This is a genomic window from Olivibacter sp. CPCC 100613 (genome assembly GCF_036959255.1).
Classification (GTDB): domain Bacteria; phylum Bacteroidota; class Bacteroidia; order Sphingobacteriales; family Sphingobacteriaceae; genus Olivibacter.
On the sequence record NZ_JAWMTI010000002.1, the window covers coordinates 291254 to 314195 of the forward strand.

21 protein-coding genes and 1 pseudogene are annotated in these 22942 nt (G+C 42.6%); 11 read left to right on the forward strand and 11 right to left on the reverse strand.

The window, feature by feature from the left end; genetic code table 11:
- Positions 1 to 57 precede the first annotated feature (57 nt).
- The 4 genes from RYH73_RS07595 to RYH73_RS07610 all read right to left on the reverse strand — a co-directional run bounded on the left by RYH73_RS07595 (position 58) and on the right by RYH73_RS07610 (position 4445).
- The gene (locus RYH73_RS07595) at positions 58 to 1104 is read right to left on the reverse strand and encodes an aldo/keto reductase (protein ID WP_335312820.1); all 1047 of its coding nucleotides are present in this window, start codon (positions 1102 to 1104) and stop codon (positions 58 to 60) included.
- A gap of 165 nt (positions 1105 to 1269) precedes the next feature.
- Entirely contained in the window at positions 1270 to 2193 is a 924-nt protein-coding gene (locus RYH73_RS07600) for a helix-turn-helix domain-containing protein (RefSeq protein WP_335312821.1), read from the reverse strand.
- A gap of 17 nt (positions 2194 to 2210) precedes the next feature.
- Positions 2211 to 3095 carry an NmrA family NAD(P)-binding protein gene (locus RYH73_RS07605; RefSeq protein WP_335312822.1) on the reverse strand — a complete coding sequence of 295 codons (885 nt, stop codon included), beginning with the start codon at positions 3093 to 3095 and terminating at the stop codon, positions 2211 to 2213.
- Positions 3096 to 3179: 84 nt separating this feature from the next.
- The gene (locus tag RYH73_RS07610) at positions 3180 to 4445 is read right to left on the reverse strand and encodes an MFS transporter (protein WP_335312823.1); all 1266 of its coding nucleotides are present in this window, start codon (positions 4443 to 4445) and stop codon (positions 3180 to 3182) included.
- A gap of 172 nt (positions 4446 to 4617) precedes the next feature.
- Here RYH73_RS07610 and RYH73_RS07615 point away from each other — a divergent pair, with 172 nt between their 5' ends.
- From RYH73_RS07615 to RYH73_RS07635, 5 genes are all read left to right on the forward strand, one after another.
- On the forward strand, positions 4618 to 5475 hold the full coding sequence (locus RYH73_RS07615) for a helix-turn-helix domain-containing protein (protein ID WP_335312824.1): 858 nt from the start codon (positions 4618 to 4620) through the stop codon (positions 5473 to 5475).
- A 72-nt stretch (positions 5476 to 5547) separates the two neighbouring features.
- Positions 5548 to 6264: a siderophore-interacting protein gene (locus RYH73_RS07620; RefSeq protein WP_335312825.1), complete on the forward strand. Its 717-nt coding sequence runs from the start codon at positions 5548 to 5550 to the stop codon at positions 6262 to 6264.
- A 389-nt stretch (positions 6265 to 6653) separates the two neighbouring features.
- Positions 6654 to 8090, forward strand: a complete 1437-nt coding sequence (locus tag RYH73_RS07625) for a mannitol dehydrogenase family protein (protein ID WP_335312826.1) — start codon at positions 6654 to 6656, stop codon at positions 8088 to 8090.
- A 32-nt stretch (positions 8091 to 8122) separates the two neighbouring features.
- The gene (locus RYH73_RS07630; protein WP_335312827.1) at positions 8123 to 9448 is read left to right on the forward strand and encodes an MFS transporter; all 1326 of its coding nucleotides are present in this window, start codon (positions 8123 to 8125) and stop codon (positions 9446 to 9448) included.
- A 316-nt stretch (positions 9449 to 9764) separates the two neighbouring features.
- Positions 9765 to 11234 (forward strand): aminotransferase-like domain-containing protein, encoded by a 1470-nt coding sequence (locus RYH73_RS07635; RefSeq protein WP_335312828.1) that lies wholly within the window; start codon positions 9765 to 9767, stop codon positions 11232 to 11234.
- A 39-nt stretch (positions 11235 to 11273) separates the two neighbouring features.
- Here the strand turns inward: RYH73_RS07635 and RYH73_RS07640 are convergent, their stop codons facing one another.
- A complete protein-coding gene (locus RYH73_RS07640) occupies positions 11274 to 12167 on the reverse strand; it encodes a LysR family transcriptional regulator (protein ID WP_335312829.1) in 894 nt (297 codons plus the stop codon).
- A 90-nt stretch (positions 12168 to 12257) separates the two neighbouring features.
- On the opposite strand from RYH73_RS07640, the gene RYH73_RS07645 reads away from it, so the two are divergent.
- Both RYH73_RS07645 and RYH73_RS07650 read left to right on the forward strand, forming a co-directional pair.
- Positions 12258 to 13127, forward strand: coding sequence for an alpha/beta fold hydrolase (locus tag RYH73_RS07645; RefSeq protein WP_335312830.1), 870 nt, complete (start codon positions 12258 to 12260; stop codon positions 13125 to 13127).
- 34 nt (positions 13128 to 13161) lie between these two features.
- Complete coding sequence (locus RYH73_RS07650) at positions 13162 to 13572, forward strand: nuclear transport factor 2 family protein (RefSeq protein ID WP_335312831.1); 411 nt, start codon at positions 13162 to 13164, stop codon at positions 13570 to 13572.
- A 14-nt stretch (positions 13573 to 13586) separates the two neighbouring features.
- On the opposite strand, the pseudogene RYH73_RS07655 reads toward RYH73_RS07650, so the two are convergent.
- From RYH73_RS07655 to RYH73_RS07665, 3 genes and pseudogenes are all read right to left on the reverse strand, one after another.
- Positions 13587 to 13715 (reverse strand): annotated as a pseudogene (locus RYH73_RS07655) (AraC family transcriptional regulator); the annotation flags it as partial.
- An 89-nt stretch (positions 13716 to 13804) separates the two neighbouring features.
- Positions 13805 to 14065, reverse strand: a complete 261-nt coding sequence (locus RYH73_RS07660; RefSeq protein ID WP_335312832.1) for a hypothetical protein — start codon at positions 14063 to 14065, stop codon at positions 13805 to 13807.
- 133 nt (positions 14066 to 14198) lie between these two features.
- Positions 14199 to 14615 (reverse strand): winged helix-turn-helix transcriptional regulator, encoded by a 417-nt coding sequence (locus RYH73_RS07665; RefSeq protein ID WP_335312833.1) that lies wholly within the window; start codon positions 14613 to 14615, stop codon positions 14199 to 14201.
- A 52-nt stretch (positions 14616 to 14667) separates the two neighbouring features.
- Between RYH73_RS07665 and RYH73_RS07670 the strand changes: the two genes are divergently transcribed.
- From RYH73_RS07670 to RYH73_RS07685, 4 genes are all read left to right on the forward strand, one after another.
- Positions 14668 to 15633, forward strand: a complete 966-nt coding sequence (locus RYH73_RS07670) for an aldo/keto reductase (RefSeq protein ID WP_335312834.1) — start codon at positions 14668 to 14670, stop codon at positions 15631 to 15633.
- 205 nt (positions 15634 to 15838) lie between these two features.
- Positions 15839 to 16849: a bifunctional helix-turn-helix transcriptional regulator/GNAT family N-acetyltransferase gene (locus tag RYH73_RS07675; protein WP_335312835.1), complete on the forward strand. Its 1011-nt coding sequence runs from the start codon at positions 15839 to 15841 to the stop codon at positions 16847 to 16849.
- Between the two features lie 180 nt (positions 16850 to 17029).
- Complete coding sequence (locus RYH73_RS07680) at positions 17030 to 17554, forward strand: hypothetical protein (protein ID WP_335312836.1); 525 nt, start codon at positions 17030 to 17032, stop codon at positions 17552 to 17554.
- 220 nt (positions 17555 to 17774) lie between these two features.
- The gene (locus RYH73_RS07685; protein WP_335312837.1) at positions 17775 to 19181 is read left to right on the forward strand and encodes an alpha-L-fucosidase; all 1407 of its coding nucleotides are present in this window, start codon (positions 17775 to 17777) and stop codon (positions 19179 to 19181) included.
- A 22-nt stretch (positions 19182 to 19203) separates the two neighbouring features.
- Here the strand turns inward: RYH73_RS07685 and RYH73_RS07690 are convergent, their stop codons facing one another.
- The 3 genes from RYH73_RS07690 to RYH73_RS07700 all read right to left on the reverse strand — a co-directional run bounded on the left by RYH73_RS07690 (position 19204) and on the right by RYH73_RS07700 (position 22835).
- Entirely contained in the window at positions 19204 to 20088 is an 885-nt protein-coding gene (locus tag RYH73_RS07690) for an AraC family transcriptional regulator (protein ID WP_335312838.1), read from the reverse strand.
- 231 nt (positions 20089 to 20319) lie between these two features.
- A complete protein-coding gene (locus RYH73_RS07695) occupies positions 20320 to 21090 on the reverse strand; it encodes an SDR family NAD(P)-dependent oxidoreductase (RefSeq protein WP_335312839.1) in 771 nt (256 codons plus the stop codon).
- Between the two features lie 32 nt (positions 21091 to 21122).
- Positions 21123 to 22835 carry an IlvD/Edd family dehydratase gene (locus RYH73_RS07700; protein ID WP_335312840.1) on the reverse strand — a complete coding sequence of 571 codons (1713 nt, stop codon included), beginning with the start codon at positions 22833 to 22835 and terminating at the stop codon, positions 21123 to 21125.
- Between the last annotated feature and the right edge of the window lie 107 nt (positions 22836 to 22942).

The following is a 22942-nucleotide window of genomic DNA, read 5'->3' on the forward strand; positions in this document are numbered from 1 at the left end:
ACTCCAAATAGGGAGCCCGCCTATTTACAGTCCTTAACCACCGCTTTTAGCAGTAAATTATTTCAGATAAAAGTCGGGTGTTGGATTTAAGGTTTTATTCTGCCATTGATGCCAATAAGGATAAATCGGCGCTGTGGTACTAGCCCCATCGAGTTTTTTCACCTGATCGACTGTCAAGTTCCAGCCAATCGCACCGAGATTTTGTTTCAGCTGCTCTTCATTCCTGGCACCAACAATAATGCTGGAAACCGTTGGTCGCTGCAATAACCAATTTAAAGCTACCTGCGCTATGCTTTTTCCGGTCTCTTCAGCAATTTCCTGTAGCGCATCGATCGTATTATAGAAGGTTTCTTCTTTCACAACCATATCCGGTACCGGGCTCCCTCCTTGCGCTACACGACTATCCGGTGGAATCGGCTTGTTACGACCGTATTTACCACCTAAACGACCCGCAGCTAAGGGAGACCAAACAATAGCACCTACTTTTTGATCTAAACCCAAGGGCATTAACTCCCATTCATACTCCCGATTTGCCAGCGAGTAGTACACCTGATGTGCCACATATTTATTCCATCCATATTTTTCAGAAATGCCCAAGGATTTCATTAAATGCCATCCTGAAAAATTAGAGGCGGCGAGGTAACGAACCTTTCCACTTTGCACCAAATCGTCCAAGGTTCTCAAAGTTTCTTCTACCGGTGTAACCCCATCGAAGCCGTGCATATGATAGATGTCAATATAATCGGTTTTCAACCGTTTCAAGCTTCCTTCTATCTGCCTTAAGATATGAAATCTAGAAGAACCTTGGTTATTTGGCGCATCGCCAAAAGTAAACGTAGTTTTAGTAGAAAGTAAATATTGATCACGCGACTTTCCGCTAAGGGCATTTCCCAGTACTTCTTCTGCCAAGCCATCTGAATAAATATCTGCGGTATCAAATAAATTCACCCCCGCATCAAGACATATCTCAATCAGTCGTTTCGCTTCGTCTACCTGTGTGCTGCCCCAGGCTTTGAAGAAATCATTGCCACCGCCAAAAGTGGCTGTTCCGAAGCTTAGTACCGGTACCTGAAGTCCCGATCCTCCTAAAAATCTGTATTCCATTTTATCTATATGTTGTTAAAATTAAAAATCCAATTTTACTTCGTTTCATGTCACACTTAATTCCTTGTTCCCCCTTATACAAATATCGAAGCTTTCTGGTATTCCACCAATAAAACTTCCACAGCTTGTATTGTATTCAAGATGTAAACACCAAGTAAATCACGATCAGCTTAATCCATTAAAGGAAGCCCGGAAAGTCAAGGGTGTTACCTTCGTTTTATTCTTAAAAAGTTTACTGAAACTCTGCGGATGTTCAAAACCTAAATCATAAGCAATTTCACTCACGGAACGATCTGTTGTTGATAATAGCTCCTTTGCTTTTTCAATCACTTTATTGTGTATATGTTGTTGGGTGCTCTGTCCTGTAAGCATATGAAGCAGGTTGCGGAGGTAATTGGGCGATACATGCAAATTATCGGAAACATACTTTACGGTAGGCAAGCCCTCCTGCAATCGAGTACCATCATTAAGATAGTCTGTTAACAGCTGTTCCAAGCGGTCAAGGATCCGATGATTGCTTACCTGTCGAGTGATAAATTGCCTTTGATAAAAGCGATCTGCATAATTGAGCAGCGTTTCAATTTGGGAAATAATAATGAGTTGACTGAACTTATCGATGTTCGTCCGATATTCCTGCGCGATGTTTAGGATAATGTTATTCAATAGGAGTTCCTCCTTTTCCGAAAGAAATAATGCTTCATTTACTTCATAATCAAAAAAATCGTATTTCTTGATTGTTTTTGCTAAAGAGCTGTTCCACAGAAAATCCGGGTGGATTAGCAGGAGCCATCCCGTGTGCTGAGCTTTTACATTCGGGTCGTGGGCAATGCTAAATACTTGATTGGGTGCCATGAAAAATAGCACCCCCTCATCAAAATCATATTGCTGTTGACCGTATCGTATCTTCGCATTACTTGTTCGTTTCAAAGAAATAGCATAAAAATCCAATAGCCAGCTATTCCAGTCGTATCCCGCGTCATGTTCAATGAGACGATAATCAACGATACTGATCAATGGATGTTCAGGCTTGGGTAAATTCCGTAATTTATGAAATTCACTGATGGTTTTAATACGCTTCGGTAAAGACATATCCTTATCTCAATTGTTTACTTATCATGAAATATTCGTGCAAATTCATCGGCATAGATCTCGAGCGACACCTTACCAAATAAAGGTGAGTGTTTATCAAAATCTTCTCGCAGTTTTCCACCATGAATAGCCATTCCCAACTCGACCAGCATGCTAGCTGTTTCTTTCCGCATCCCTGTCGCCAGCAGATTGCTCATCACCTGATCTTCGGTTAAAGTTAACCATTTCAAATCAGGCATGCCAATCGCGTTCCCCAAAATCTGAGCGATTTCATCACATGTACGATCATCACTAGCCACATAACGAACAGCACTTATGGTATTTCGGGTAGTTAATTCTTCTGCCACCACATCCGCAATATCTTGTGGTGAAACCAATGCTAGCCTATCTTCCCCGCCATAAACAGCGCCCATAAAACCAAGCGATTTAATCATCCCAATAAAAGAGATTAAGTTGTAATAGAAGAAACCCGGACGAATATGCGTTAAATCAATATTCGGTAATTTATTCAAAATTTGCTCCACTCGGTACGACCCGGTAATCAACCCTGCCCCTGATGACAGGTGCGCACCATAACTACTGAGATGGATAATTCTTTTCACCCCGGAATTTCGTATCGCACGGTCGTAGGCTTTGCCGGTTGATTCATAATAGGCCAATTGATCTGGCTGAGAAAAATCAGGCGGTATCATACAGAAAGCTGCATCCGCATCGAGGAATACCTGTTCAAGAAATTCGTCCTTATGCAAGGAACCGATTGCAGCTTCCGCGCCCAAGAGCTGAATCGCTCTCTCTTTAGCCGGATTGCTGCTAATGAGCGTTACAGCATGTCCGCGCTGCACCAATTGCGTCGTTAAAGGCTTAGCAATATTGCCCAAAGAACCTGTTACTACTATCTTCATTTGTTATACATTTTGTTTACACAAAATTCAATCATTGCATAAAAATGAACGTAGCCAAATCCATCTATTCTGTAGCCGGAAAAATCAATCCGTCAGTTGTTTCTTTAGGTCCTTCTCCAAATCTAATTTTCTAAAAGCAGGTAAAGCTAAACCAGTGCTAACAACGGTTAGCAAGGTCATTGTTCCCCCAAAAACCACGGAAGCAACGGTTCCCATTAAACGAGCTGTAAGTCCACTTTCAAAAGCCCCGAATTCATTGGAAGAGCCGACGAAAATCGCATTGACAGAAGCGACCCTGCCTCGCATCGCGTCGGGTGTTCGTAATTGTAAAATTGTATCCCTGATAATCATCGAAACCCCATCCATTACTCCACTGAAAAACAGTGCAACAACCGATAGCCAAAAATTCGTAGACAGGCCGAAGACCAAAATGCTTAAGCCAAAGCCAAAGACAACCGTTAATAATTTCATTCCGGCTTTTTTATACAAAGGGAAATAAGCCGATACAATCATGATCAAAGAAGTCCCTACGGCCGGAGCCGCCCGTAATATGCCAAAACCTTCTGATCCTACCTTTAAGATATCTTGTGCAAACACCGGTAGAATGGCCACTGCACCCCCGAACAGAACCGCTACCATATCTAAAGTGATCGCTCCTAGAACCGATTTTTCATGAAATACAAAACGTAGGCCTTCACGAAGACTACTCCATACCGATTGGTCGGTCTCTTTATTCTTAATCGGTTTTTTACTGATTCCCGTTAACGTAACCAAAGCCAAGAGCGAAAACCCAAATATCACGCACATCGACCAATGCACACCGATCAAGCCGATGGTAAAGCCCCCCAAAGCCGGCCCCAAAACACGGGCCAATTGCCCCGCGGTACTATTCCAGGTAGCGCCGTTAGGATATAATCTTCTTGGCAAAATGAAGGCCATCAGCGAGAAAACGGTAGGTCCTATAAAAGCCCGCACGAATCCACCCAGAAAAACCAAAACATAGATACCGAGCAACACCGTATGAGATGATATACCCGCAATAACACGTGGCCAAGTCAATAAAAACAACCCGAGACTAATAACTGAAAAACCGGCGATGCAATTCATCAAAAGCGTTCTGTTGTCCTTACGATCGGCTACATGTCCTGCAAACAACGCCATAAGAACGGCTGGTATCACTTCCAAAAGACCGATATAGCCTAAAGCCAAGGGTGATTTAGTGATGCTGTAAACTTCCCATTCGATCACAACGAATTGCATGGACCATGCGAAGACAATGGCAAAACGCACAAGAAGAAAACGATTAAATTCCGGGTATTTAAAAGATGCGTACGGTTCTGAGTTGACCATGCTTTCAATTTGACGAGCCAAACTTAAGGAAAATGAGACATAAAAACAATCTTAGAAATAGGGTTGGGCTTCTTAAGTACAGGTAACAAATTGAGGCAATTATGTATCTTAGCGTCCTGATAGCACATACAAAAAAAATTGCCTACTTCAACATCATCTGAATAGAACCATCATGCGTAAAAGCCCAAATTCGATTCCCCTAAATACGATGGCCGACACGTTCGGCACGGGTATTTTCTTGGAAACGGCCTCATCGGAAGATATGGGATTATACCGACAAGCGAACGAAGCTCATCGCGATGATTACCATCTATTTTGTGTTCAGGAAGAAGGAACGACCACGTTTGAAATTGATTTTCAACGCTATCAGGTAGCAGGTGCTGCGGTTATCTACATACAACCTAACCAGGTCCATCGTGTAATAGGAATTGAAAAAGTAAGCTTCCGTGTGCTGATTATCAATCAAGACAACCTACATCCCGCAATTCTCGATATACTACAAGAAATAGCGCCCGTAAAACCTTTAAAACTAGACGCTGCTACTTTTTCCCTTATATCCGAAAGCTTATCGCTGTGCATTCAATTTTTCCAAAGGAAACAGGAGCCTTTATATCGTGTTATATTGAAGGAGAGCTGCAATGCCCTCGCTGCTTTGATCAGCTCACAATATTTAGCACATGCCAACCCCTCAGAAAGTCTCACTCGATTCGAACGGATCACCAAAGCCTTTAAAAATCTATTGGAAAGCAATTTTGCAATCATAAAAAGGCCCAGCGATTATGCCAAGAAATTAAGCGTATCGACTTCCTATTTGAATGAATGTGTTAAAAAAACTACGGGGCAACCCGTAAGTTACCATATTCAACAGCGTCTCATACTAGAGGCGAAACGGCTGCTTTACCATTCTCAAAAATCCGTAAAAGAAATTGCATTTGAACTGGGCTATGACGATTACGCTTATTTTTCCCGTTTATTTACCAGAACGGTTGGGATGACCGCTCTGTCTTTTCGAAAGAAAAACCGTGATTAATCCAATACTTACTTTGTTTGAGCCTTTTCTGAACTGCGCATTCTTGGTTCCTTTGTTCAAAAAATAAAGTTTATGCCAAGCGCTCCAAAATGGGTATTTGATGTGTTCGATCATCTTTTATCCGCCAAATCATCGTCAATAGAGGTAAGCAGAATCGAATACCTATCCAATACGATCAAAAGAATTCAATTTAAGGGAAACCTTAAGAAGTTAAACTTTGGCATCGGAAGTTTTATCGACTTTCGTGTCAGTGACACCGACTCCAGAAGATATACGATTTCATCTGTAGATACCGCTGGCGGAACACTCGAGTTAATCGCTCACCTCCACGGTGAAGCACCCGGAAGTTGCTTTATGGACCAACTACGTATCAGCGATAAAGTTAACATCAATCCACCTCGGCCCTATAAATATTACGACCAAACAGTAGAAAGGTATGTAATTTTCGGTGATGAAACCTCCTTGGGCCTTGCCTGTTCTTTCTTACCTAGCCTCGAACGGAATAACCACCGGTTTCAATTCTATTTAGAACTTGCGGAAGAGAATAAAGATATGGCGTCGCTGCTGCAGCTGAAGAACTGCACGGTTTTTGAAAAAAATGGCTCATTCCGTAACGAAAAATGGATAGAAGAATTGCCCGTCGTCCAATTGCCCGAGTGGCAGCAAGCTAACTTTGTCCTCACTGGAAATGTCCGGTCAGTCCAAACATTCCGTAGGGTTTTAAAAACCAGAAGTAAGGGCAAAATAGTCTCGCATGGTTATTGGCTTGAGGGGAAAAAAGGTTTATAACTAACTATTTTTAGAAGATGATTTTCGTATTTAAAACTTCTGTCCAAGATGAAACGGATATTCAGCAGCTAAGCCCTTATTTGAATGAAATAAGGCCTTGTGTAAAATGGAATTTTGATCTCGATGATTGCGATAAAATCCTACGTGTTGATTCCCCCTGCAACAATGCAAAACGGATAATCCTTCTATTGCAGCACAAGGGTTATATATGTGAGGAATTGTTGTATTAGTTATCAATTGCCGATTAAGTACCATCGCTACCTGCATCAAATAGGCTAAAAAACATTTCAACCCCAAGAATGTTATTTAACGAAAGATAATATCCCGGATGACCTCTTTTTTCGGTCATCATTTTGATTAACGCAAAAACCAGTTAAATAATAGTTAGAATGAATATCACTTCCTACACGTACGATCGAGAGGCGATTAGGACCGGTATTGTCCATATCGGCGTTGGCAACTTCCACCGGGCCCATCAACAATTTTATATCAATCAATTATTAGCCGATCAGGACCAGCAAAACTGGGGCATTTGTGGTATCTGTCTCTTGCCATCCGATCAAAAGATTGTAGAAAGACTCCGATCCCAGGAACTAAGCTATAGCCTGACGATCTTCGGCAGAGATGGCAAAGACGAAGGCTACAAAATAGGATCCTTGCGTGAATTGATCTGGGGTGTTGAAGCACCTGGAGCGGTGATTGAAAAAATTGCCGAAGCCTCCACCAAAATCATTACACTTACTATTACCGAAGGTGGCTATAATTTAGTGAAAGAAACTAATAAATTTAATCTCGATGACGAAAGAATAAAACAAGATTTAGCCAACCCTTCTAGGCCCACTACGGTATTCGGTTTTGTAGCCGAAGGACTACGCAAACGTCGGACAAATCAGCATGGCGGTCTTACTATTTTATCCTGCGATAACTTGCAACATAATGGCCATACGGCAAAAGAAGCCTTCCTTTCTTTTATACAAGCACAGGATCAGGATTTAGCGCAATGGGTAGGTACCCATGTTAGCTTTCCGAACAGCATGGTGGATCGCATCACGCCCGCTACCAGCCCGGAAGATGTGGAAAGACTCAACAAATTGAGCGGTTTGGAAGATCAGGCCCCTGTTTATTGCGAAGATTTTTGTCAATGGGTTATCGAAGATAAATTTATTGCGGGCCGACCTGCTTTAGAACGTGTGGGCGTAGAATTTACCGAAGACGTTACCACCTATGAAAACATGAAATTGAGTCTCTTGAATGCATCACACGTTTTATTATCCTATCCTGCTTTCTTGAAAGGCTATCGAAAAGTAGACGAAGCCATGCGAGACAAAGCCATCGTCCAATATATCCGTCAATTCATGGATATTGACATAACGCCTTATGTCCCTGCACCTCCTAATACCGACCTGGACTTGTATAAGCAAACCCTCATTGAGCGCTTTGCCAATCGTTCCGTAAGCGATCAAGTTAGCCGGTTATGTTTTGATGGTATATCTAAATTCCCTGTATACCTCATGCCCAACCTCGCCAAAATGATACAAGACCAACAAGATCTTAGTCGCATAGCCTTCCTATTTGCCGCGTATAGGCATTACCTGAAATATAAAACGGACGAGCGAGGAAATACCTTTGAAATTGCCGAACCTTGGCTACGAGGTGCCGATGAAAAGCGAATCGCCAGTGACGACCCCATCGATTTTTTAAGTTTTTCAGCCTTTCAAAGTGTACCTTTAAAAACAGTAGAACCTTTTGTTTCTAAATTCACCGGCATGGTCAATAACATACAAGAAAAAGGTATCACAGCCGCATTGAACGCTATCCTTTCTTAACGCTTCTACGAGCACTAAACTTGACATTATATATGACTTCCACCGCACAAAAGGCCTCCCTACTCCCCTTCCTTATTATCACATTTATCTATTTCCTTGTTGGTTTTTTAACCACCGTCAATGAGCAATTACAGGCACCTTTACAGTTCACCTTTTTGCAGCATGCCGGTAAACTCAAAAACACATTAACCACGCTGATCTCTTTCTTTTTCTTTTTAGGTTATTTAATTAACGGCACACTTGGCAGTAAGTGGGTAAATTCCTTTGGTTATAAAAAGACCATTCTACGTGGTTTATTATTTATGATTTCCGGGCTCTTCACCTATTTATTGTCATCATTGGTAGGCCATCGATATCCCGACATTAGCGTACATCACGGCGATGCAAGCATTCCCTCCGGGTTTTTCATTTTTTTGTTAGGATCCTACTTAATGGGCACAGCCGCGGCCATCATCCAGGTTGTCGTTAATCCTTATGTAGCTTCTTATGAACTCCCGGGCACCCAACCCGTACAGCGTTTGAATATTACCACCGCCATCAATTCGATCGGAACCACTTCCGCCCCTTTCTTTGTAACAGCCATTATTTTCAGTGGCATATCCATTGAAAACATACAAATACAACAATTAATTCTTCCATTCATCCTCATCATCTGCTGCATTGTCCTAGTATACTTCGTCACCAACAAACTGCATATACCGGATATCGTTAACACACGTGCATCTGCCGGCGAAAAATTGGAGAGAAGCATTTGGTCATTTCGACATTTTGCTCTAGGTGTTCTAGCCATCTTCTTTTATGTAGGTACCGAGGTAGCCATCGGTGCCAATATTAATCTACATGCCTTCGAATTAATGCGTGGCGGAACCCCCATTACCTTTTTCGGAAAAACCGACATGGTATTCGGCAATATTGACCTGGGCATACATGCCCTGTTATCAACCCTCTATTGGGGTGGTTTTCTCGTCGGACGTTCGATATCCAGTTTTTTCAGTCATATCTCGGCAAGAGCGCAACTTACAACCACCACACTGTTAGCTGCCCTCTTAGCCATTATTAGTATGATTACCCAAAATTTATGGTATCTGGTAGCCATTGGCTTATTGCATTCCTCTATGTGGAGCTGTATTTACTCCTTAGCGATCAAAGGACTTAATAAATACACTTCCAAGGCTTCCGGTGTTTTTATCTCCGCCGTTTTCGGCGGTGCTGTATTCACCTTAATACAAGGTGGTCTGGCCGACCTATTAGGATCCTGGCGTTGGACTTGGAGTTTAACCGTCTTATGTGAATTATTGATGCTTTATTATGCTTTGTATGGATCACGAATACGCGGAAAAGACCTGATCACTGCTTAAAAAACTCAACGTCGTCCATACTGCAATAGCTATTGTTTCCAAGACTTCTCCGGGAGCGATATCAAACCCTTTTGAAAACAAATCCGGAGACAGGTGATGGAGTCACATCAAGCTTAAACGAAGCGCTTGATAACAAATTGCACCCCTTCGACGTTGCTTTTCTGAAAAAACTACGTATCTTAACACGAGATCATCTCGATGACCTGGCATTTGGTGTAGCCTGGCTTGTCGAAGAAATCGGTAATTGCAAAGGGTGCCCTTTCTGCCAATGATAACGAGAACAAGTAAAAAGCTTAACACTTGAGACGATATTAACATGCTTCCCTACAAAAACTTACTTCTTATAAAAAAAAACAGTCAAGTTGCTGTTTTTCGGCAAATCGCCACTCAGTTTATTGGTCTTATACAGGAGGAAAAGCTGTTACCTGGCACAGAGCTGCCCAGCACACGTGCGCTTGCTTTCGATTTAGCCTTGCACCGTAAAACGATCATGGCCGCTTATAATACGCTGGTCGCTGAAGACTGGATTGAAAGTTTACCACGCAAGGGCTATATCGTGTCACCAAGATTACCGGAAGTAAGGCCCAGATCTTATCACGCCAATCGCTTGGCATCCTATCAATCAGCACCCGGTTTTATGTTTAAAACCCTGGAAAATTTTACCTATCCCCCATCATCCATAAGAAATGCCAATCTTATTATAGATGATGGTTTTCCTGATATAGAATTGCTTCCAAAAGAAGCTATGCTCAATGAGTATAGACGTGTGCTACATAAAACTGATCTGAAAAAACTCAATTCCGGCTGGGATCCAGAGGGTACACCCGATTTCAGAATCGCATTATGTGAATTTCTGAACCAGACAAGAGGGCTCGATATTCAGACAGCGAATCTACTTACCACCCGGGGAGCGCAGATGGCCATTTACCTGGCAGCCTCCCTTATTGTTCAGCCGGGCGATAAAGTCGTTGTCAGTGATCCCTGTTACTTCTTCGCAACAAAAGCTTTCGAACAGTTAGGCGTAGAGCTAATTGCCGTGCCCGTTGATGAACACGGTATGTGTACAGATATCGTGGAAGACATACTCAGCAAGCACGTCATTAAATTGCTATATGTTATTCCTCATCACCATCATCCCACCACCGTCACCATGAGCACCGAGCGCCGAAATCATTTGCTCCGCTTGATAAGAGACTATCGCTTAGCCGTCATTGAAGATGATTACGATTACGATTTTCAATTTCAATATGATCCCTACTTACCCTTAGCAAGCGGTGATCATGATGGAAATATCATTTACATTGGATCATTGACCAAAGTACTCGGAACGCCCTTTAGATTGGGTTATATGGTTGCTGCTGAAAATTTTATCAAAGCGGCGGCTGAATGGCGGATTCTCATAGACTTAAGAGGTGATGTATTTATGGAGCACGTAGTTGCGGGTCTTATTAGAAACGGCGAGCTGACAAGATTGATACAAAAAGCAAATAAATTATACCGGGAACGGTGTCACTTTTTGGCTGATCTTGTTCACACCAAATTGGGGGATGTCGTGGATTTCAAAAGACCGAATGGGGGGATGGCCTTGTGGCTGCAATTTCCCAAAGACTTCCCCTTGCAAAAGATTATAAAAAAATCGCTGTCGCTGGGACTTGGAATCGCCGGAAGCACCTATACGCCAGAGACAAACGTTAGTTATAACGCGTTTCGTTTTGGTTTTGCTTCGCAGCATGAAGACGCCTTGGAAAAAGCTGTCGAAATTTTTTGTCGATCTTTTTCGCGATGACGAATGATGAGCAGAAAGTTCATCCTTTCCTGATACTATTCACAGGGTTGGCCCGAGCCGCTCGAACGACTTATCTTTATACATATCAATAAAGACTTGCATCAACTTCGACGGCCGTCGGTTATTTCGTGCAATAAGAACCGTTATCATCGTTCCGAGCGACTTGCTCAGGGTGAAGGTTTTAATATTTCTAGAAGCGTAATAAGCGCTAATTATTTGCGCCGGCAGGAGGCTGATTCCGAGACCTGCCTCCACAAAATTGATAATGCCCTCAATGGAATTCACAACAATAGGCTTATACTGCACAATCCCCTTTGCACTTAACAACGATTCAAGCCGCTCCCGGAATACACATCCCTGATCAAATACAATGATTTTAGGAGCTAACTGCCGACTCAATTCGGACGACAAGGAAGTTGCCTCTCCCCTCGCCAGGATAACCAATTGCTCCTCATGAATAGGTTCCTGTTGTAGACCCGAAATGCTAATAGGGCCTGTAACAAAAGCTGCATCCAGCTTATAGTCCAACACATCCTGAATCAATTCCGGTCGCATGGCCGATTTAAATTCCAATTCCACATGGGGATAAGCCGCACCGAAATCACGAAGAATCTTGGGTACGCGAAGTGCCATGGTTGTTTCGATACAGCCTATTTTTAGCGATCCGGTCAGCACGTCCATGTTTTTGATTTCTCTTTTTGCTTCCTCCAATAGCTGTGAAATCTGCTTAGCATAGTGCATCAACACCTCGCCCGCAGGTGTCAGGGATACCCGCTTCGCATTGCGTTCAAAAAGTGGCGCCCCAAATTCTTCTTCCAAGCTGCGAATTCGTGCAGTTACATTCGACTGGACCGTAAACATAACTTCCGCCGCCCGTGTAAAGCTGCTGTGTGATGCCACTGCTTCAAATATCTTCAGATCATTACTGTTCATGTATCACAAATAATGATTTATAAAATCGTTATAAATCGTTTTTAATAATCAAATATCTGAAATAATTTTGGATAGACAAAACGATAGCATATGAAAACAAATCTGATTCATCATAGGAACCTGAACGTCCAGGGCCTTCATATTTTTTACCGCGAGGCAGGCCCAATGGAAGCACCAATTTTATTACTGTTGCATGGTTATCCCACCTCTTCACATATGTTTCGGCACTTGATCCCGATTCTTGCTACCCGTTATCATGTGATCGCTCCGGACCTTCCGGGCTTTGGTTATTCCGATGCACCTGATCGCATTGAATTCACCTATACTTTCAACAATTTGGCAAAAACGATGCAATCCTTCATCAATGCCTTAAACCTCCAAAGATTTGCGCTATACGTATTTGATTATGGTGCGCCTACCGGTTACCGTTTAGCCCTTTCCAATCCTGAAAAAATTACCGGTATCATATCACAAAATGGCAATGCCTATACAGAAGGTTTAGGTCCCGATTGGAGTCCAATTCAAAAATATTGGAAAGACGACACCCAAGCGAACCGCGATGCATTGAGGGGATTTGTCACATTAGAAGGAACCAAATTCCAGTATCTGAGCGGCGTAACCGATACCAGCTTGGTTGCGCCGGAATCCTACACCCTCGACCAGTATTTTCTCGATCGTCGGGGATCCGATGAAATACAGCTCGATCTTTTAAGGGATTACAAGAACAACATTGCCTTATATCCACAATTTCAGGAATATTTCAGAACCTATCAACCCAAGCTTTTAGCTGTTTGGGGAAACAAGGATCCCTTCTTTCTGCCAGCCGGTGCTGAAGCCTATAAGAGGGATATACCCGATGCGTTGGTGAAATTCTATGACACAGGGCACTTTGCACTGGAAACGCATGTCGATGAGATCGGTGCAGCTATTTTAGCCTTCATGGATAGCGTACCCCGATAATCAACTTAAAATAGGTACAATGAATTGAATCTCTATGGAACCAAAACACCCATTACCTCCCTTTAGCTATGAAACTGCACGTCAAAAAGTGCAGTTAGCAGAAGACGCCTGGAATAGTCGAAACCCCGAAAAAGTGAGCCTGGCCTACACCATCGATACGATATGGCGCAATCGATCCACATTCATTAACGGTCGAGAAGAAGTAAAAGCGTTTCTTACCCAAAAGTGGGAACGCGAATTGGATTATAAGCTTAAAAAAGAACTCTGGAGCTTTCACGAAAATCGTATTGCTGTACGTTTTGAATATGAATGGCATGATGCAACGGAACAATGGTACCGAAGTTATGGAAATGAAATGTGGGAATTTGATGAAAATGGCTTGATGCAAAAACGCTACGCCAGTATCAATGATGTGAAAATCAACGCCTCGGAACGGTATCTTTAAAGTATTCCGCGATATTAGTTGAAAGACTGTCGAAACTCCAAGGGGCTCTGCTGGGTCTTTGCTTTAAATAATTTACTGAATGACTGTGCATGTTCAAAGCCGAAGGCATAAGCGATTTCACTTACCGACAAGTCGGTGGATGCTGTGGCTTTTCAAGCCCGGCCAACCGATGCCCTTCTGTAATGGATTTTATTCGATAAGGTGTTGCCTTTGCCATAAAAAGTTTGTTTTTTCAGTTCTTAAATGGATACTTCAACCAGATCATGACCAAAGGCATAATCAAAAAAGGGATTTCAATCAATGCGATCCTTACATTTCCCGCATTTAAGGCCAATGCCATAATGAGGACGATCGACAGGGCATTCAGTAAATTTCCAAGGAAAAAAGTTTTTGGAAACAATAATAAAAAACCGATTAGAATGACCGCTATTCCAAATACCGGAACATGCTTGCTTATCCGGATTCTTCGAATCCTTTTTCGGTGTTTTGCCATCTGCTTCAAACATCGTTGAAGCCCACAATAACTTTCCGAAATATTCATCTCCTGATTTATAAAACTCAAATTTAAGCTTTACATCTGAATCTAGTTTAAAGTAAAGAAAGGTTATGGTTCGTATACTGTCCTCTTAAGAATTCCGAATCAGGGTTTCCAGTTCATTCCGATTCGCTTCTCCCCACCGGGCCGTATGCTCAATTACCGGAATCAACGTTTGTCCAAGCGGTGTCAGCGCATATTCCACTTTAAAAGGTTTCTCCTCAAATACTGTCTTAACGAGAATTCCATGCGACACCAGTTGCGCGAGTTGTTGGTCCAGAAGTCGGCGCGAAGCACCCGATAAGGTGCGGTGCAATGCCCCCGGTCGATTAATTCCCCCGTATATACACCATATCAGATTAATCTTCCATTTGCCACTCATGACCTCCATAAACAAATGAAGCCCGCATTCCAATCGAACTGGAAGTTTACGTTCGTACATACGACAAATATAGGTCATCTCTGCGTCAAACCCAATACGGCTAAATTTAGCCGTACTTGATTTCAATCTTATCCCTGACTTACTTTGAGTCGTTAAACTTTTGATAAAAAGCAAAAAGATGAAATATCAACTATTTGGAACACAAAGCGGACTACCCGTTAGTCAACTGATTATGGGGGGTGCCATGTTTGGAAATCGTTCAGGCTATGGATCAACGCAGGCAGACGCGACGGCTATGCTTTCAGCCTATGCCAATGCAGGAGGCAACTTCATCGACGTAGCTGATTTGTATCAGCAGGGCGAAGCGGAAGAGATTGTTGGAAACTTCATTCGCCAAAACCGCCACGATTTCATCATCTGTACGAAATACACCAGGTCATCCCTAAAAGAACCTTCGGCGGCCAATTCCGGAAATCATCGTAAATCAATGCGTCAGGCGGTTGAAGCCAGTCTCAAGCGCCTTGGAACCGATTTCATTGACATTTACATGCCGCACTACGATGATGGTATGACACCGCTTTCGGAAATCGCCCGTGGTTTGGAAGACCTGATTCAGTCAGGGAAAATCCTCTATGCAGGTTTGGCCAATTTTCCTGCTTGGAAAGTCGCCATTATCGCCAAAGAGATTCAATTGACCGCAGTTCAGTATGAATATAATCTAACGCAAAGAGCCGCAGAGCGTGAGCTTGCTCCGATGGCCGAACATATTGGCTTGGGTGTTATGTCTTACTCACCCCTTGCAGGTGGCTTATTGACCGGCAAATATCGCACGGGTTCACTCGGACGTCTCAGCACATCCATTGCAGAAAATGAAGATAGCCGTCAGGCAGATAACATCCTTGATATGCTTGAAACAATCGCAGCAGAAAAGGATGCAAACCCATCGCAAGTGGCACTTAGTTGGGTCTTAAGCAAAAATGTATTCCCTATCATCGGTGCCAGAACAATGGAACAGCTTCTTTCTAGTTTAGAATCGATTCATGTAAATCTGTCGGATGATCATCTCAGGAAGTTGGATGATGCCAGTAAGATCGAGCTGGCCTATCCGCACGAATTACTTCAACGCGTTCAAAAAAGATATTAAAAATCATTTTTGACAAATTAAACCCCGGTTTTGAGCGAGATCTTGAAACCGGGGTTTTCGCAAAATCAAAAACAAGCCGAACATTCCGTAAAATTTTTAAAAAAAATTGCACGTATACAAACGAGTAATTAAATTTGCATAACTAGTTATGTATTTAGGTATATAGTTAACTTTTCTTAGTAAAACTAATTCAAAAAGTTGAGTGATGGATTTTTTCAACAAAACAGGTAAAATGGCAATAGGCAGCAGGTTACGCCTATTAACGGCTAAAGTAACGGATGACGCTGCAAAAATATACGAGCTTTATAAAGTAGACTTTTCTCCAAAATGGTTTCCGGTGTTCTTTGTATTATCTGAAGACGGAGAAAAAACCATTACCGAAATTGCAGAACAGATTGGGCATTCCCAGCCATCCGTTACCAAAATCATGAAGGAAATGACGAAAGCGGGACTGGTAAAAGATAATCTTAAATCGAAAGACAAACGTCGGAATGTGGCCAGGTTGACTACAAAAGGAGAAGAACTTGCATATCGCATCATCAAGGTACAAGGTGCTGATATCGATGCAGCTATTGATGGCATCATAGCAGAGGCCAACCATAATCTCTGGGAGGCACTCGCTGAATGGGAGTTTTTATTGGATCAAAAATCCTTATCAAAAAGGGTACAGGAACAAAAGAAACTGCGCGAAAGTAAGGATGTAAAAATCGTCGAATATCATCCGAAATATCAATCGGCATTTAAAGCCCTCAACGAGGAATGGATATCCACTTACTTTGAAATGGAAGAGGCGGATCACAAGGCTTTAGATAATCCTGAAGCCTATATTTTGAACAAAGGCGGAAAAATATTAATCGCACTTTATAAAGATGAACCCCTGGGGGTTTGCGCTTTGATAAAAATGGAAGATCCTCATTATGATTTTGAGATGGCCAAAATGGCTGTATCTCCCAAAGCGCAAGGCAAGAACATCGGTTGGTTATTAGGACAAGCCATTATCGGCACAGCGGTGGCATTAGGTGCATCCAAAATTTACCTGGAGAGCAATACCATACTCAAGCCTGCCATCAACTTGTATTATAAACTAGGCTTTCAAAAAATATCAGGGCATCCTACCCCCTACCGACGGTGCAACATTCAAATGGAGCTTGATTTAAAAAAAAATAATATATCAAATAGGCGATTTTATGAATCGGAAGAGGCACACCCAGCATAGCAAAAAAAACACGAAACGTACACAAAAGGCCACACTGAATACCAGTTATCGCTGTGATTTTCATCATTCCTGACTACAGGAAGCTCGCAAAATAAACCTTTTCTACAGGATCGTGTCAAAACTAAAAGCGTCCTTAAGCTAGCGAAACCGGCTATAACGCTTTTAGTAATTGGAGGAAACATGAAAAGAGCAATATTATTGACAGTCGCCGTCTTCGCGATGATAATCGCGGGGCAGACGCAGGTACATGCACAACGTTACGAAAAGAACGATAAATATTGGGAGCGACGGAAGGAAGCCGATAAAAAACGTGATAAATACTATCGTGAACGTGACAAAAAGAGGGCAGAATACGCACGTGAACAAAGAAAGAGAGAAAAAGATTATTATCGCGAATCATCAAAACGTCGCAAGGAATACCTAAAGGAACGACGCAAGCATGGGCTCCCTAGTTGGGCACTCGCACATCATTATGACGCAAGTCGCCATGTATATTTCCGCGATTACCGTACATTTTATGACCCTTATCGTGGTGGATATGTTTATTTAAATGGCGCAAATTGGCGTTTTTCTGCTGAAGTACCATCGTTCATGATCAATGTCGACCTTGGTCGGGCCAATATTATGGTCGTAAAGGATATACCGATAAGCAGGCATCCCGAAGATTTCTATGATGATTACGATGATGATTATTGGGATGATTAAACATTTGCAAGCTGTTCAATTTTTGAACAGCTTTTTTGTTGGCCTACTAAATCATCAAACCGACAAACGTGCGAGTACCTTAGTTACACGCAGAACCATAAGCTGTAACTAAATTATTTTTAGAGAAACGCCGATGTATTAAACTTTATTAAGCTTTTATTAAATATATTCGACGTAGAAAAACTTACTTTTGCTAACCTAAGCAACACAAAAGAAAATTATGAAAAGGACACTTCTTCACTTGATTTTGTTCATCAGTTTATATGCCCTACCCTACCAACACATCAATGCACAGGTAGATCAGCAAAATTTACGTAAAAGCCAACTCGACTTTGTCAATCTTGGTTTCGGGATGTTTATACACTATGGTATGCCCACCTTCATGGATCAGGATTGGTCCGATCCGAACGCACCTTTAAGCTTGTTTAATTCCCCCAAACTCGACGCAGACCAGTGGGCCGAAGCTGCAAAATCTGCGCATATGACCTATGGCTGTTTAACAACAAAGCATCACAGTGGATTTCCTATTTGGGATACCCATACCACGACGTACAACGTTATGAATACCCCTCTTGGCCGCGACGTTGTCAAGGAATTTACCGACGCTTTTCGCAAAAAGGGATTAAAGGTTATGTTATATTATTCCATACTCGATACCCACCAAGAAATCAGGCCACATAGTATTACCCGCAAACATATACAGATGATCAAAGATCAACTGACCGAGCTTTTGAGCAATTATGGAGAAATCAGCGCACTCGTTATCGATGGTTGGGATGCCCCTTGGTCGCGAATTTCCTATGATGAGGTTCCATTTGACGACATCTATTATCACATTAAATCCTTGCAACCAAACTGTTTGGTAATGGACCTGAATTCGGCAAAATACCCTGGGGATGCCTTATTTTATTCTGACATTAAATCGTATGAGCAAGGCGCAGGGCAGTTCATTTCTAAGGAAAACAACAAACTTCCTGCAATGGCCTGCTTACCGCTTCAACAGAACTGGTTTTGGAAAAAATCCTTCCCCGAAACACCGGTTAAAGATGTACATAAATTGGTGAATGAGTTCATCATCCCTTACAATAATGCCTATTGTAATTTCATGCTCAATGTAGCGCCGAATGCAGACGGGCTGATGGATCCCAATGCAATCGCCGCGCTTAAAGAAATTGGCACCCTGTATGCCAAGGGCCCCGGTTATAAAGAACTTCCTGCTTATTACCAACCGATCATAACCCATAATATCGCAAAAAATGTCTACAGTAATTCCAGCTGGAGCGACGATATGAATATTATGGATTTTGCAAATGATGACAATTTTGGAACTTCCTGGATAGCCAACACGGCCGCTACCGGTAATCCATGGTATGAGCTAGACTTTGATCGCTCCGCCTATTTTAACACGATCGTGATCACAGAAGGAAAGGATGCACCTGCCGATTACACCATCGCGTATTATCACGATGGTAAATGGTTAGCTGTTGAAGGAGAAATAAAGAATCAAGGACGTATAAAGATCTGTCGCTTTAACACCGTTATCGGGCAAAAGCTTCGCTTGCATATCCAACCAAAGAATGGGCGTGCTATACTCTCAGAAGTAGGGGTTTATCATGAACGGAACTAATTGGAGATGTAAAATCTATCATTCACTTCCCTGGAAAGGATTTATATTGACTGGGAGTTTTACCCACCTGTTCTCTGAACACGGCACAAAAATGAGAGCTCGATTTAAAACCGCATAAATAAGAAATATCATTAACCGTTTTATCGTTCTGAATCAATAGTTCTTTTGCATGTATTAGCCTTACTTCCGTTAGGTACTGAGAAAAGTTTCTTCCCATCCGTTTTCTGAAGAACCTGCAAAAGCTTTGTTCCGTCATACAAGCGATATCTGCGATCTGTTTGAGCGTTATCGGTCTGTCAAAGTTCCTTTTAATAAAATTAACAACCGGTATCAAGCGATCCGAACGGTATGCTTCCTTATTTGATTCAATAGCTTCTTCCGTAATGAAACTTATTTCGCTCGAAGAAGCTATTAAATCCATAATTTCCAAAAGACCTGTTATTTTTTTAAAGCCCTCTACCGCAGCCAATTCCAGCAATTTATCGGCGATTATTTTTCTCGTTTCTCCAAAAATCTTGATGCCTTTGGATGATTGTCGAATCAGATCACCAATGGATCGAAACTCCCTAAAGAAATCACTGAGCTGCTCGAAAACTTTCGGATTAAAGTAGGTTACGATCACCTTCGATTTTAACGTTGAGTCCTTTTCATAAAAAGCAGGATCACTTAACCATACATGTGGAACGTTCGAACCGATAAACACCATGTCACCCGCTTCAAAGCGCTCCACCTTATCACCAATAATTCTTGTTCCAAATCCCTCAATAACAAAAACAAGCTCCAGCTCGGGATGCGAATGGAAAGAAGGCTGAGCATGGAAAGGCGAACATAGAAAGCGTTGATCCCTTAAATCAATTTTTGTCAAATCCTGTATCAAAGGAGTTAACTCCGTCTTTAACAATCTCATTTCAAATTCATTATTAGCTACAAAAACCTTTTAATCAGGGTTCAACCGTTGAACCTCATTCGCTTCTACACGAATTGAAAATAAGGTATGGGCATTACCGATAGCCATTAAATTTCGATATAAGATAAGCTTGCGATCTTAAGCTATAGGTAATTCCTTATTGGTTCTAATAACAAAAATAGAACTTTTGATCAACAAAGCACGATCAATGACAAAAACATATACCTCTTTTTATGCAGGAGAAGGGCTTGTAGCGGTCCACCCCCCATCAACGATCAGGCTTTGACCGGTAATGTGTCTGGCTTTATCCGATACAAGAAACAAAGCAGCATCAGCAATATCGCGAGGATGAGCCGGGCGGCCCATAGGCGTAATTTCCGACCATTGCCGTTCATAATCAGGATCATTGGCTGTACGTTCCGTTAGTGTTGCTCCGGGCACAACCGTATTAATATTGATCCGAAAAGGTGAAAGTTCCAACACCAAACTTTTAGCAAGCATTTCTAATGCCGCTTTCGTCATTCCATAAGCTGCTAAATCTTTATGGGCCTGATGCCCCGTTACCGAAGAGGTAAACAGAATAGATCCCCCCTTGGGTTGGCCTTTCATCTGATTGGCCGCTGCCTGTGTCAAAAGAAAAGTACCGACTAAATTCACCTGTAATACCTTCGATAAATCAGTGACGGTGTAGGTAAAGAAATCGCCAAATGAGGTAATACCTGCATTGGCGATCACCATATCCAATAAGCCATTCTCAGCTACTGCCTGCCCTATCATCCATTGAATAACCTTAGGATCGCTGGCATCCCCCGGACAGGCGATACATTTGCCACCGGTTTCAGTAATACGAGCAGCTGCGGAAAGAGCTAAATTTTCGTCGATATCGTTTAATAATACGGTAGCCCCTGCCCCTACCAGTTGTTTACAAATTTCATAACCAATACCTTGCCCGGCTCCTGTAACGATAGCCGTTCTCTTGTTAAAATCCTTGTTCATTGCCATATACTTCTCCGATCGGTTTATATCCTGTACAATTAATGGGAGTCTCTCAGCACTTCGCTACCAGAGGATCCTTTTAAAAAATCAAAATCCATTCCAAGATGCGCCTGCTCTACATGCGTTACAAACAGGCGATTATAACCTCTTGAAAAAGTATTCACAGGATCAGATAACAGTGCTCTACGTCGATCTAATTCATCCGCATCTACCAATAAATTTAACTGTCGAGCGGCCACGTCCAGTTGAATCAAATCGCCATCCCTTACCAGTGCAAGGGTTCCATTAGCTGCCGTTTCCGGTGATACGTGCAATACGACAGTGCCGAAACCGGTTCCACTCATCCGGCCATCGGAAATACGAACCATATCTGTTACGCCCTGCGCTAATATTTTTTTGGGAAGCCCCATATTACCGACTTCCGGCATACCGGGATACCCTTTTGGTCCAACATTTTTCAACACCAATACACTCGTCGCATCAACCGGCAGATCATCATCATCAATCCGTTGTTTATAATCTTCAATATTCTCAAATACAACCGCTTTCCCAGTATGCTGCATGAGCAGCGGGTTGGCCGCAGCTGGTTTAATAAGAGCACCCGCCTCGCATAAATTGCCCCTCAGTACTGCAAAACCCGCATTTTTCTTAAAGGGTTCCGCAAAGGAAGCAATTACTGATTTATTGAGTGCTGTGGCTTTCTGAATGTTTTCGGCCAAGGTTTTTCCATTGACTGTTATACAAGCGCCATGCAGCGCATCCAGCATTTCGCGCATCACGGCGGGGAGCCCTCCTGCATCATACAAATCATCCATAAAGTATTGGCCGGACGGTTGCAGATTGGCAAGCAAGGGAATATCAACTGCTAACCGATCGAAATCATCCAATTGCAAAGGAACACCTACCCTCCCGGCGATGGCCAACAAATGAATAACAAAATTGGTGGAACCACCAATAGCCGCATTTACTTTAATGGCGTTCTCAAATGCCTGCCTTGTTAAAATATCCGCGGGCTTCAAATCTTCCCGCACCATATCCACAATACGTCGTCCCGATAGCTGGGCAAGCACCTTTCGGTTGGCGTCGACTGCCGGGATAGCGGCATTCTCCGGTAAGGAAAGACCCAGCGCCTCTACCATGCAAGCCATGGAAGATGCAGTTCCCACTACCGCACAATGCCCCCTACTTCGACACATCCCTGCCTCCGCCAAGTTTAATTCTTCTTCCGTCATAATTCCCGAACGCAAGCTTTCTGAAAACCGCCATATATCACTTGTACCGATGCTCCGGCCCTGGTATTTCCCCGTCAACATGGCCCCACCCGATACAACCAATGTTGGAATGTTCACACTACAGGCCCCCATCACCAAGGCTGGTGTTGTTTTATCACAACCGCACATTAGAACGACGCCATCCAATGGGTTAGCGCGAATAGATTCTTCTACATCCATACTCACCAAGTTTCGGTACAACATGGCCGTTGGCTTGATCAATGTTTCGCCCAAAGACATGACGGGAAATTCAAGCGGAAAACCGCCCGCTTCGATAATACCTCTTTTTACGGATTCCGCCAGTTCGCGAAAGTGGGCATTACAAGGTGTTAACTCAGACCATGTATTACAAATTCCGATAATAGGCTTCCCCTTAAATTCATCCGCCGGAATGCCCTGGTTTTTCATCCACGCCCGGTAAATAAACCCATCCTTTCCTTTTTTTCCAAACCAGTCTTGACTACGAAGTTTCTTGTTCATACTGCTATGTGCTTAGCTTGCTAAGATATTCTTTTTATCTTTTTGCAGATATCAATGGATTATCCAATTCATATCATACACTTAACCCTTTTTAGCCTGCTTTAAAG